Here is a 12,076-nt window from a genome sequence, read left to right on the forward strand (position 1 = left end):
GGTGCCGCCGCGGGCGCGGCCGGCCGCCGTCCCGGCATGGGCGACTCCGAGCCCGGCCTGCTCACCCACGCCGAGCTGCACGCCGGCGGGTACCACGACGACTACGACGACTACGTCGACGAGCCCCTGAACGACTCCGGTCCCGAGGACGACGCGCCCGAGGAGACCGGGAAGGGGAAGAAGGGCAAGGCGGCCCTGACGCCGAAGCAGCGCAAGAAGCGGCGCTGGAAGATCATCCGGCGCACCCTGTACGCCTTCTTCGGCGTGTTCGTGGTGCTGCCCGCGATCGCGTTCACGATCGCCTACTTCCTGGTCGACGTGCCGACGCCGGAGGAGGTCCTGGCCCAGCAGGACCAGGTGGTGACCTACTACTACAGCGACGGCTCCGTCATGGGCAAGGAGATCCCGGACAGCGGCAACCGCCAGATCCTCAAGCCAGGCCAGATCCCGGACACCGTCAAGCACGCCGTGTACGCGGCCGAGGACGCGACGTTCGAGACCAACAACGGCTTCGACGTGATGGGCATCCTCGGCGCGGTCTACAACAACCTGACCGGCGGCACCGGCGGTGGTTCGACCATTTCGCAGCAGTACATCAAGAAGGCCACCGAGAACGAGGCGCCCACGCTCACCCGCAAGGCGACCGAGCTGGTCAAGTCGTTCAAGATGAACCAGACGCAGTCCAAAGAGGACATCATCACGGCCTACTTGAACATCGTCTACTTCGGACGTGGCGCGTACGGCATCGAGGCGGCGGCGCACGCGTACTTCAACAAGACCTCGGCCGAGCTGACCCAGTCCGAGGCGGCGCTGCTGGCCGGCATGATCCAGGGCCCCGGCAAGTCGGAGAACGCCGAGTACACCACGTGGCGCTGGAACTACGTGATGGACCAGATGCTCAAGTACAACTGGATCACGCAGGCCGACCGCCAGTCCGCCCAGTACCCGACGCCGCTGCCGAAGGACCAGACCAAGCCGCAGGCGATCACCGGCAACAACGCCTTCATCCAGGCGCAGGTGGAGGCCGAACTGGAGGCCGCGGGCTACTCCAAGGAGAAGATCCAGGCCAACGGCTACAACGTCTACACGACGATCGACCCCAACGCGCAGCGGCTGGCCGAGAAGGCCGTCAACGACGTGATGCAGGGGCAGCCCGCGGAGCTGAAGAAGGCGCTGGTCGCGGTCGACCCGAAGACCCGCGGCGTCATCGCCTACTACGGCGGCCCGAACGACAAGACCGACTACATCGACTGGGCCAACACGGCACGCAACCCGGGGTCGTCGTTCAAGACGTTCGACCTGGTCGCGTTCCTGAAGATGGGGAAGGGCCTCGGCGAGACGTTCGACGGCACCACCCACCGCCAGTTCGGCGTGCTGCCCAACGGCAACCCGCGCTACATCAACAACGCGGGTGCGTCCAACAGCTGCTCGAAGGAGTGCACGGTCGCCGAGGCGACGATGCGCTCGACCAACACCGTGTTCTTCGACATGGTCGCCAACGTGACCGGTCCGCAGGCCGTCGCCGAAGCGGCGAAGGAGGCCGGGGTCACCTCGCTGAAGGCCGTCGACAACAACATCGCGCTCGGCGGTGGTTCGACCGCCGCGTCGCCGCTGGACATGGCGTCCGGCTACGCGACGATCGCCGACAACGGCACCTACCTGGACCGGCACTTCGTGCAGAAGGTGACCACGCCGGGCGGCGACATCGTGTACCAGCCGTCGAGCAACCCGAAGCCGGCGTTCGCCGAGGGTGACGCCAACAAGAGCAAGCAGATCGCGGGCAACGTGACCAACGCGCTCAAGCCGGTCATCGAGTTCTCGAAGCTGAGCTGCCCGAGCGGCCACGAGTGCGCGGGCAAGACCGGTACCCAGCAGTACGACGCCAGCGCCGGCAACGGCTCCGGGTCGGAAAAGGACAACTCGCAGGTGTGGATGGTCGGCTACACGCCGTCGGTCTCGGTCGCGTCCTGGGTCGGCAGTGACAAGAACACGCCGCTGCGGGACAAGAACGGCAACGCGGTTTCGTCGACCGGGCTGCCCGCCAAGATGTGGCAGCAGTTCCTGAACGACTACCTCAAGGGCAAGCCCAGCGAGAAGTTCCCGACGGTCTCGCCGATCGGCAAGAGCGCGACCGCCGGCGACGACGCGTCGTCCTCGACGAAGCCGTCGACCAGCAGGCCGAGCACGACGAACTCCAGCACGCCGTCGTCGCCCCCGCCGTCGACGCCGACGACCCCGGAGTCCACGGAGTCGTCGACGAGCCGGACACGGAACACGCCGACCTTCACGTTCCCCGGCGGCGACGACTTCGGGCCGACGAACACCCGCGACAACGGCTGATCCCCGGCTCACGCCGGAGGCCGTAACATCGCGCGGGTGTCCAGCCCGACCGACGAGACCACCTCGGCCGAACCCGCGCCGGCGTCACTCGACGCCGGTCAGCGGGTCGCGCCGTCCCGGACCGATCCGCTGGTCGCGGCCGCGAGCAGACCGATCGGCGGACCGCTCGGCGAGCACGCGGCCGTCGGGCGGCACTGGTTCTGGACGCCGCAGCGGGTCGGGCTGGCGCTGGCCACGCTGGCGCTGATGCTGTGCTGGTTCGGCAAGGCCAGCTGCATCCAGCAGTACGTCGACGACAACGGGCAGACCCAGCTGGACTGGCGGTCCGGCCGCCCGTACGTCGCGATGTGCTACAGCGACGTCGTGCCGCTGTTCAGCGCCGAGCGGCTGGACCAGCCCGGCACGTTCCCGTACCGGACGAGCTGGATCGACGACGCCGGCACGCCCAACGCGCACGTGCGGTACATGGAGTACCCGGTGCTGACCGGGCTGTTCCAGTGGGCGAACGCGAAGATCACGCAGGCTTGGAAGGCGATCTCCGACACCGGGTGGCTGCCCGGGGCGCTGCCGGTGGCGATCTACTTCAACATCACCGCGTTCTGGCTCGCGCTGGCCTGGCTGGTCACGGTGTGGGCGGTGGGCCGCACCGCGAACCGCAGACCGTGGGACGCGTGCCTGGCGGCGATCTCACCGCTGGTGCTGGTGCACGCGTTCACCAACTTCGACACGCTGGCCACCGCGTTCGCCGCGACCGGGCTGCTGGCGTGGGCGCGGCGCAAACCGGCGGTCGCCGGGGTGCTGATCGGGCTCGGCGCGGCCGCGAAGCTGTACCCGTTGTTCCTGCTCGGACCGCTGCTCATCCTGTGCATCCGCGCCGGGAAGCTGCGCCCGTGGGCGGTCACCGCGGGCACCGCCGTCGGCACCTGGCTGGCCGTGAACCTGCCGATCGCGCTCACGCTGAACGCGGGCTGGCAGGAGTTCTTCCGGCTCAACGCGCAACGCGGGATGGACCCGGACTCGATCTACAACGTGATCTCCTACTTCACCGGCTGGGCCGGCTTCGACGGCCCGCTCGCGGCCGGGCAGACGCCGACCTGGCTGAACATCGTCAGCGGCACGCTGTTCCTGGCCTGTTGCGCCGGGATCGCCTACGTCGGGCTGTCCGCGCCGGTGCGGCCGCGGCTGGCGCAGCTGTGCTTCCTGGTGGTGGCCGCGTTCCTGCTGACCAACAAGGTGTGGAGCCCGCAGTACTCGCTGTGGCTCGTGCCGTTCGCGGTGCTGGCGATCCCGCGGTGGCGGCTGCTGCTCGGGTGGATGCTGCTGGACGCGCTGGTGTGGGTGCCGCGGATGTTCTACTACCTCGGCACCGACCACAAGGGACTGCCGCCGGACTGGTTCCTCGGGTTCGTCGCGCTGCGGGACCTGGCCGTGATCGGGCTGTGCGTGCTGGTGCTGCGGGAGATCTACCGCCCGGCCGAGGACCTGGTGCGCGCCGCGGGCGACGACGACCCGGCGGGCGGGGTGCTGGACCGGGCCCGCGACGTGGTGGTGCTGCAGCGACGCCGGGCCCGGCACGCGGTCTGAGATCAGCAGCCCCGCAGCACGCCGGCCAATGCGGACTTCTCGGCCTGGTCGACGGTGAGCCGGTAAGCGGCCTTGGCCTGCACGTACAGCGCGGCGTATTCGCAGCGGTGGCCCCGGGGCAGCCAGTGCGCCGGGTCCTGGCCGTTCCGCTGCTGGTAGCTGCCCTTGCTCACCGCGACGAGGAACCGCTCGTCGTTGCCGAACCGCTCCTTGTCGGCCTTCGACCAGGTGCGCACGCCGGACCGGTTGGCCTCGGCGGTGCCCACCACGTGGTCGACCTCCATGCCCGATTCGACCTTGACGGTCTGCCCGTCGTAGGGCGAGGTCCACTTGCCGGTGATCCGGCAGCTCCCCTTGACCTTCGTCCCGCTGCCCTGCCGCCGCAGGACCCGGTCCCGGACGCTGCAACCCTGCTTCATGTCCGGCGCGGCCTTGAACTGCGCCCAGTCGGAGCTGTAGTACCGCAGCTCGACGTCCTCGGGCGCCACGACCAGCGTGTCCAGCTGCTGCAAGGCGGCCGCGGGGCTGGGTGCGTCGTCCAGCGGCGTCCGGCCCTTGGACGAACACGCGGAAGCCACCAGGCACACACCGACGGCCAGCACGATCGGAAACTTCTTCACTTCTCCCCCCTCGATCACGACAGCGGTCGCGATCATGGCAGGGGTCAGCCGAGCTTCTCCCGCAGGTAGGCGATGTCGTCGGCCTGGCCGTCGGCCGGGGTTTCGACCACCACGGGCGCTCCCGCGGCCGCCGCGACGGCCACCAGCGCCTCCGGGTCGATCGTGCCGCCGCCGTGCACCACGTTCGCGTGGCGGTCCCGGCCGGAGGCGAACTCGTCGCGCGAGTTGTTCAGGTGCACCAGGTCGATGCGGCCGGTGATCGCCCGCACCTTGTCGACCACGTCGTCCAGCTCCCAGCCCGCGGCGAACGCGTGGCAGGTGTCCAGGCAGAACCCGGCGCCGAACTCGGCCACCTCGTCCCACAGCCGCGCCAGCACGTCCATCTCCCGCGCCATCGCGCCGTCGCCGCCCGCCGTGTTCTCGATCAGGATCGGCACCGCGAAACCGCCGTCGGCCGCCTGCCGTTCGAACAGCTTGCGCCAGTTCGCCAGGCCCTCGGCCACGTCCTCGCCGCGGCCGACGTGACCGCCGTGCACGATCAGGCCCTTCGCGCCGATCTCCGCCGCGGCGGCCGCGTGCTGGGCGGCCAGCTTGCGCGACGGGATGCGGATCCGGTTGTTCAGGGAGGCCACGTTGACGATGTAGGGGGAGTGGATGAACACCTCCACCCCGGCCGCCTCGATGTCCGCCCGCGGCGGCTGCGCGACGGGCTTCTTCCAGCCCTGCGGGTCGGCCAGGAAGAACTGCACCACGTCGGCCGAGCGCTCCTTCGCGGCGGTCAGCGGGTCGTCGTCACGGACGTGCGCACCGATCTGCATGTGGCCACGCTACCGGCGGAATCGGCTCGGTTCTCGCCAACCTCGCGGACGCTATGAAGTACCGTGAGCGCGGTCCGTGACACCTGAGGGGGACTCATGGGGAAGACCGCGCGCCGTGCCGGAGTGGCCGGGTTCGTGCTGGCGCTGTCGGCCACGCTCGCCGCGCCGGGCGCGTTCGCCGAGGAGGCCGATCCCGCGCTGGCCGGCAGCTGCGCGGCGACCCTGCGGGACGAGCCGGGCGATGCACTCACCCTCGACGTCGGCGCCCCGCTCGACCAGCCCGGTGTGCTCACCGTCGGCACCGGCAGCGAGTCCGCCCCGACCGGCCCGGACCAGCGCGACCCGCTGCTGGCGCTGCCGGTCGCGGACCTGGCGAAGACGCTGGGTGTCGGGGACGCGCCCGTCGTCGGCGACCTGGCCGCCGAGCAGCTGTGCCCCGGCGTGCAGGGCACGGTGAACACCCTGTCCGCGGCCACGCAGAGCGTCGTCTCGGGCGAGCCGCTCGACCCGCCGTCCGACCCCGTCCCGGGCCGACCCGCGCCCGGTGAACCCGGCGAGCCCGCGCCCGGCGCGCCTCAGCCCGGCCAGGACGTGACCCCGGCGCCCAGCGGCCCGACCCCGGACAGCGGGATCGTGCCCGCGTCGTTCGTCACCGGCGGTCTGGTGGCCGGGTCCGGGATCGTCCCGCTGACGCCGCCGCTGTCGGCGCTGATCCGGCCCGGCGTCGTCCCGCCCGCCGCGCCCGGGCTCGTCCCACCGGCTGGGACGGAGCCGCCGGTGGTCACGCAGAACTCCGGAACCGCCGAGGCGATGCCGTCGGCGACGACGCCGGCCCGGTTGCCGCTGATCATCGCGGTGTTCGCGCTCGCGGTCGTGGCCGCCGCGCTGACCCGCGCCTGGATGCGCCGCGCCTGACGGTCACGTTCCGGCGTGCGGGCGTCACGCACCTGCCCTAGCTTCGTTGGAACCAGTAGCGACGCGCTGGAGGACGAAGATGCAGGGTCGGACACGCAGGACCGCCGCGGTGGGCGCCGCCGCTTTCGCACTGGCCGGATCGGTGTCGCTCGCCCTGCCCGCGACCGCGAGCGCGGAGACGATCAGCGCACAGTGCGGCGACACCGTGACGGCCAAGCCCGGCGACGTCATCAAGACCCCGCTCGGCCTGAAGACCGTCACCGACGGGCTGACCTCGATCGTCGGCGGCCTGCTCGGCGGGCTGTGCCAGATCACCGTCAAGGTCGTGGACACGGTCGTCGAACCGCTGCCGGTCGTCGGCGCGCCGGCGGCGAGCGCGGTCAACGGCGCGGTCGCGGGCACCACCAACGGCCTGACCAGCACGGTCGACCAGACGGGCAAGGCCCTCACCGGGGGTGGTGCGAGCCAGCCGCAGCCGCAGACCCCACCGGGCGGCGGCAACCAGCAGACCCCGCCGGGAGTCACGCCCGGCCGCACCGAGGGCGCCGCGCCGGCCGCGATCCCCGGGTCGACCAGCCCCGTGCTGGCCGGCGATCCGTCGGCCTTCAGCCTCCTGCCGTTCGGCTCGGGCAGCGCGTACGCGCCGATGCGCAACTACGCGGGCCTGCCGTTCGCGGTGTCCGCGTTGTGGGCGCCCTCGCCAGGCCTGCGCTACGGCAGCCAAATCCCGGGTTACGCGCCGCAGTACGGCGCGCTCGGCCAGCCCGCGCAGTCCGGCCAGGCGGTGCAGAACGCGGGCCAGGCCGAGGCGTTGCCGGGCGGTTCGGACCGCGGTGGCAACGTCGCGCTACCAATGCTCATCGCCGTTGTCGCTCTATCGGGTGTCAGTGCCGCACTAGTACGCTCGTGGGTCTTACGCGGAGCTACCGCTTAGTATCCTTTGGGTCCGCTCGTCGTTAATCCCTTCCGGGGACACACGCCTGCGATCACTGGAGGTCCGCGCTCGTGCGCAACACCGGCCTGATGAAGACCACCCGTAGAGCGCTCACCGTCACCGCCGTCGCCGCGGCCATCGCCGGCGGTTCGCTCCTGTCCGCGGGCACCGCGTCGGCGAGCACCGTGCTGTCGCAAGCGTGCACCGGCACCGTGATCGGCGCCCTCAGCGACAGCGTCGCCGTGCAGGGCAAGGACCTCGCGGGCGTGGTCAAGGCAGGCGCGCAGGAGCAGGAGTGGTTCCTGCACCTCAACGGCGTGGACCCGCAGAAGGTCGCGGACACGGTCAGCAAGGCGGGCGCGATCACCGTCGGCCAGATCCCGGCGAACGCGGCCAGCGGCACCATCGCGGGCGACGCGATCGCCACCGCCGTCGCGACCACGCTGAAGAACGCGGGCGACCCGTACGCCGTCGGCCTCGGCATCGGCGCCGAGCAGCAGAAGAAGACCCTCGACGCGATCACGAACAAGGTCACGGGCAACTGCGGGCTGACCACCTACGCGAACAACTACTCCCAGCCCGGCCTCCCCTCCTCGCAGCCCGGCACGACCGCACCCGCGCCCGGCACCCCGGCGGCCACGACCGTCCCGGGCATCTCGGGCACCGGATCGGCCACCGCCCCGCCGCGCAACTACGGCAACATCCCGGCCGCCGTGCCCGGGGTGGCCGGCGTCGCGGTGCCGCCGAGCGCGCTCTACCCGTCCTCGGCCACGCTGCCCGACCAGGCGCTGCCGCAGGTCGGCGTGCTGGGCGGCCAGTCCACCTCCGCCGGCGACCAGGCGGACGTGCGCAACGCGGGCAACGCCAGCGCGATCGGCGGCGAGCCGGCCTCCGGCAACGTCCAGCTGCCGATGCTCCTGGCGGTCGTGGCGCTGGCCGGGGTGAGCGCCGCGCTGGTGCGGACCTGGGTGCTGCGCAAACTGTCGTAGCCACCCCGTAGACTCGACCATTGACAAACCCTCCTGCCACGGAAAGCCCGTGGCCGTGAAGCCCACAGGAGGTGAGTGGTTGTGTCGCGCCATTACGAGGTGATGGTCATCCTCGACCCCACGCTCGACGAGCGTAAGGTCGCCCCGACTCTGGACACGTTCCTCAACGTGATCCGCACGTCCGGCGGCAGCGTGGAGAAGGTCGACGTGTGGGGCCGTCGCCGGCTCTCGTACGAGATCAAGAAGCACGCCGAGGGCATCTACGCCGTGCTGGACCTCAACAGCGAGCCCGACGCGGTGAAGGAGCTCGACCGGCAGCTGTCGCTGCAGGAAACCGTGCTCCGCACCAAGGTCGTCCGCAAGCCGGTTCCGCGCAAGGCCGCCAAGGCCGCGGCGAAGGCCTGAGGCGGATAGCCCATGGCTGGAGACACCGTCATCACCGTGGTCGGCAACCTGACGTCCGACCCCGAGCTGCGGTTCACCCCGTCCGGCGCCGCGGTCGCGAACTTCACCGTCGCGTCCACCCCGCGCACCTTCGACCGCCAGTCCGGCGAGTGGAAGGACGGCGAGGCGCTGTTCCTGCGCTGCAACATCTGGCGGCAGGCGGCGGAGAACGTCGCGGAGAGCCTGACGCGCGGTGCCCGCGTCGTCGTGCAGGGCCGCCTCAAGCAGCGGTCGTTCGAAACCAAGGAAGGCGAGAAGCGGACCGTCGTCGAGCTCGAGGTCGACGAAATCGGTCCGTCGCTGCGCTACGCCACCGCCAAGGTGAACAAGGTCAGCCGCGGCAGCGGCGGCGGTGGCGGCGGCTACGGCGGGAACACCGGCGGTGGTGCCCCCGCCGACGACCCGTGGGGTTCCGCCCCGCCCGCGGGCGACAGCGGCGGTTTCGCCGACGAGCCCCCCTTCTGACCAACCACTCGTACTGAATTCCCAGGAGCATCACCGTGGCCAAGCCACCCATCCGCAAGCCCAAGAAGAAGGTCTGCGTGTTCTGCAAGGCCGAGCAGAAGGGCCACCCGGAACTCATCGACTACAAGGACACCAACCTGCTGCGGAAGTACATCTCCGACCGCGGCAAGATCCGTGCCCGCCGGGTGACCGGCAACTGCAGCCAGCACCAGCGCGACATCGCCACCGCGGTCAAGAACTCCCGCGAGATGGCGCTGCTGCCCTACACCTCGACCGCGCGCTGAGGAGGGACCACATCATGGCGAAGATCATCCTCACCACTGACGTGGCGAACCTCGGCGGCCCCGGCGACATCGTCGAGGTCAAGGACGGCTACGCGCGCAACTTCCTGCTGCCCCGCGGCTACGCCATCCAGGCCACCAAGGGCGCCGAGAAGAACGTGCAGACCATCCGACGCGCGCAGGAGTCCCGCCGCATCCGCGACCTCGACCACGCTCGTGAGGTCAAGGCCGCGCTGGAGGGTCTCGGCACCGTCGAGCTGACCGCGAAGGCCGCCGCCGGCTCGAAGAAGCTGTTCGGCTCGGTCACCACCGCCGACATCGCGAACGCGATCAAGGCGGCGGGCGGCCCGCTGCTCGACAAGCGCGTCCTGGAGACCGACGGGCACATCAAGACCGTCGGCAAGCACTCGGTGAACGCGCGTCTGCACCCCGACGTGCAGGCCTCGGTCCGCCTCGAGGTGAAGGCAGGCCAGTAGGTCGTCGAACCGGAGAACCGGGCAGGTTTCCGCAGCTCGCGGGACCTGCCCGGTTTTTCCTGTTCGGGCCCGGAACCGGGTGGCCTGCGCTAGCATCCAATCCGGGCGATCAACGCGGACCGGCGAGAACGTAGGGGGTTCCTGGCGATGACCGGTGAGAAGCCGACCGACCGGCTCACGGAGGTGCCGCCGCCGGCACCGATCCAGGTGGGCGGCAACGGCAGTCCTGGCGGGTACCAGTTCTCCCCGGACGAGGTGCGCGGCGTGATCAGCAAGTGGAAAGAGCTGCGCGACGACCTTCAGACGGACCTGGCGAACGCGCAGGCGGTCGCGCGCGTCGCGCCCCCCGGCAAGGAGTTCGCCAGCGGCGACTTCATCAACAAGGCGGCCAAGGCCTCCGGCGAGACCCTCCTGCTCCAGCACCAGCGGATGGTCGACTACGTCCAGAACTACATCGCGGCGCTGGAGAAGGCCGCGGGCATCGTCGAAGAGCAAGAGGCCGAGACGCACCAGTCGGTGGGCCGGTACCGGGAAGTCTGAGCATGATCCGCACGTGCCTGGCGGCCGCCACCGTGGCTGCCGCCGCACTCCTCACCGCCTGCTCGTCGAGCGGTGGCACCGCCGCCGCACCGAGCACGGCCCCGTCGATCGACCCGTCGCTGCGGGTGCCGGCCCCGCTGGCCGCCGACGCGCTGACCGGCAACCCGTGCGCGGGCCTGTCGGACGGTCAGGCGAGCGCCATCGGGCTCGCCACCCCGGGCGAGGTCATCCCGGGCCAGACCGGTTCGCGGTGCCAGTGGCAGTCGGCCGCGCACGACGCCAACAAGATCTTCATTTCGCCGCTCGCGGTGCAGGAGAACGGCCTGACCGGGGTGTACGCCACCAGGGGAGCGTCGAAGTACTTCGAGCCGACGACCATCGCCGGCTACCCGGCCGTGTACGCGGACAACGCCGACCTCCGGCCGAACGGCTCGTGCGCGCTGTGGGTCGGGGTCACCGACCAGCTGGCGGTCGGGGTCACGTCGAGCATCCTCGTCGGGCCCAACGCCACGAATCCTTGTCCCATCGTCGAAGAGGTCGCCGTCGCGATGGTTCAGCACCTGAAGGGGGACGCGTGATGCAGATTCGGCAGCAGGAGGGGTGGAGCCATGGTTGACGACTACACGGTCGGGCGCGTCGCCACGGGCGCGGCCGTCGGCGCGGCGGTCGGATCGGTCGTCCCGGGTGTCGGCACGGCGGTCGGCGCCGGGGTCGGCGCGGTCGTCGGCGGTCTCGTCGGCCTGATGAGCACGCCCGAGGCGGAGCACCACGAGGCCAACATCGCGGGCCGCACCATCGACGCGCGGCAGATCTGGGAGCAGATCAGCCCTGGCAACGCGACCTCGCTGGTCACGGGCGCCAACGCGGCGAACAGCCTGAAGAGCGTGCACGAGGAGCGCGGGCGGCTCATCCAGCAGATCAACGACCTGATGGACAACGCCTGGAAGGGCATGGCCTCCGGTCAGGCGCAGGCCGGCGCGCACCCGCTGGGCATCTGGCTGCAGGACTCGGCCACGAACCTCGGCAAGAGCCACACCTACCTCAACGACCAGGCCGCGGCCTTCGACACCGTGAAGTCCAAGGTCCAGGAGGTGCCGGCGCAGCCGCCGGACGGCAACTTCCTGGACGGCATCAACCCGATGTCGGACGTCGACGAGCAGATCGAGCAGTACAACCAGCGCGGCAAGGCGAACGTCGACGCGTTCAACGCCTACTACCAGGCCAGCATGAACAACGCGGGCGGGATGCCGCAGTACACGGCGTGGCAGGGCAACGTCTTCTCCGGCGGCGGCGTCCCGGGCGGGGTGCCCGGCGGGGTCGGCGGCGCCGGCAACATGCCCAGCGCGTCGGGCATGCCCGGCGACTTCAAGCCGGCCAGCACCGGTGACCTGCCGCAGTTCAACTCGACCAACCCGTCGGCCACCGTGCCGAAGACCCCGACCCCCGCCGGCTTCACGCCGGGCACCGGTTCGGGTGGGTACAACCCGGCCTTCGACGGGACCACGGCGGCGGGCTACACGCCGTCCTCCACCAGCGGGTTCGGTCCCGGTGGCGGCGCCGGAGCCGGCCTCGGCGGTGGCGCTGGTGCGGGCGGCGGTGGCGTCGGCGCCTCCGGGTTCGGCGCCGGGTTCGGGCCGGGAGCCGGGATCGGCACGGGCGCGACCGCGGGC

Annotated in this window: 14 protein-coding genes; 12 read left to right on the forward strand and 2 right to left on the reverse strand. The window is 71.0% G+C overall.

Going from position 1 to position 12,076, the window contains the following annotated elements:
• Both AMY39116_RS44415 and AMY39116_RS0341025 read left to right on the forward strand, forming a co-directional pair.
• The coding region (locus AMY39116_RS44415) for a transglycosylase domain-containing protein (RefSeq protein ID WP_020423399.1) at window positions 1–2,340 on the forward strand (2,340 nt) is incomplete at its 5' end.
• A 36-nt stretch (window positions 2,341–2,376) separates the two neighbouring features.
• Window positions 2,377–3,924 (forward strand): glycosyltransferase family 87 protein, encoded by a 1,548-nt coding sequence (locus tag AMY39116_RS0341025; RefSeq protein ID WP_020423400.1) that lies wholly within the window; start codon window positions 2,377–2,379, stop codon window positions 3,922–3,924.
• A 2-nt stretch (window positions 3,925–3,926) separates the two neighbouring features.
• Here AMY39116_RS0341025 and AMY39116_RS0341030 read toward each other — a convergent pair whose 3' ends face one another.
• Together AMY39116_RS0341030 and AMY39116_RS0341035 are read right to left on the reverse strand one after the other, a co-directional pair.
• Window positions 3,927–4,544, reverse strand: a complete 618-nt coding sequence (locus AMY39116_RS0341030) for a hypothetical protein (RefSeq protein WP_084506232.1) — start codon at window positions 4,542–4,544, stop codon at window positions 3,927–3,929.
• Window positions 4,545–4,588: 44 nt separating this feature from the next.
• Window positions 4,589–5,362, reverse strand: coding sequence for a deoxyribonuclease IV (locus tag AMY39116_RS0341035; protein ID WP_020423402.1), 774 nt, complete (start codon window positions 5,360–5,362; stop codon window positions 4,589–4,591).
• Window positions 5,363–5,458: 96 nt separating this feature from the next.
• Between AMY39116_RS0341035 and AMY39116_RS0341040 the strand changes: the two genes are divergently transcribed.
• From AMY39116_RS0341040 to AMY39116_RS46495, 10 genes are all read left to right on the forward strand, one after another.
• Window positions 5,459–6,277 (forward strand): hypothetical protein, encoded by an 819-nt coding sequence (locus AMY39116_RS0341040; protein ID WP_020423403.1) that lies wholly within the window; start codon window positions 5,459–5,461, stop codon window positions 6,275–6,277.
• A gap of 109 nt (window positions 6,278–6,386) precedes the next feature.
• Window positions 6,387–7,211 (forward strand): hypothetical protein, encoded by an 825-nt coding sequence (locus AMY39116_RS0341045; RefSeq protein ID WP_020423404.1) that lies wholly within the window; start codon window positions 6,387–6,389, stop codon window positions 7,209–7,211.
• Window positions 7,212–7,282: 71 nt separating this feature from the next.
• A complete protein-coding gene (locus AMY39116_RS0341050) occupies window positions 7,283–8,200 on the forward strand; it encodes a hypothetical protein (RefSeq protein WP_020423405.1) in 918 nt (305 codons plus the stop codon).
• 81 nt (window positions 8,201–8,281) lie between these two features.
• Window positions 8,282–8,605, forward strand: coding sequence for a 30S ribosomal protein S6 (gene rpsF / locus AMY39116_RS0341055; RefSeq protein ID WP_020423406.1), 324 nt, complete (start codon window positions 8,282–8,284; stop codon window positions 8,603–8,605).
• A gap of 12 nt (window positions 8,606–8,617) precedes the next feature.
• Window positions 8,618–9,109: a single-stranded DNA-binding protein gene (locus tag AMY39116_RS0341060; protein WP_017985887.1), complete on the forward strand. Its 492-nt coding sequence runs from the start codon at window positions 8,618–8,620 to the stop codon at window positions 9,107–9,109.
• Window positions 9,110–9,144: 35 nt separating this feature from the next.
• Window positions 9,145–9,393: a 30S ribosomal protein S18 gene (rpsR, locus tag AMY39116_RS0341065; protein WP_020423407.1), complete on the forward strand. Its 249-nt coding sequence runs from the start codon at window positions 9,145–9,147 to the stop codon at window positions 9,391–9,393.
• A gap of 14 nt (window positions 9,394–9,407) precedes the next feature.
• On the forward strand, window positions 9,408–9,866 hold the full coding sequence (gene rplI, locus AMY39116_RS0341070) for a 50S ribosomal protein L9 (protein WP_020423408.1): 459 nt from the start codon (window positions 9,408–9,410) through the stop codon (window positions 9,864–9,866).
• 147 nt (window positions 9,867–10,013) lie between these two features.
• The gene (locus AMY39116_RS0341075) at window positions 10,014–10,406 is read left to right on the forward strand and encodes a hypothetical protein (protein WP_020423409.1); all 393 of its coding nucleotides are present in this window, start codon (window positions 10,014–10,016) and stop codon (window positions 10,404–10,406) included.
• A 2-nt stretch (window positions 10,407–10,408) separates the two neighbouring features.
• Window positions 10,409–10,984: a DUF3558 domain-containing protein gene (locus tag AMY39116_RS0341080; RefSeq protein ID WP_020423410.1), complete on the forward strand. Its 576-nt coding sequence runs from the start codon at window positions 10,409–10,411 to the stop codon at window positions 10,982–10,984.
• Window positions 10,985–11,014: 30 nt separating this feature from the next.
• Window positions 11,015–12,076: glycine zipper domain-containing protein (locus AMY39116_RS46495; RefSeq protein WP_020423411.1), on the forward strand; the 1,062-nt coding region annotated here is incomplete at its 3' end.

This window comes from Amycolatopsis sp. ATCC 39116 (assembly GCF_000231075.2).
GTDB lineage: Bacteria > Actinomycetota > Actinomycetes > Mycobacteriales > Pseudonocardiaceae > Amycolatopsis_E > Amycolatopsis_E tucumanensis.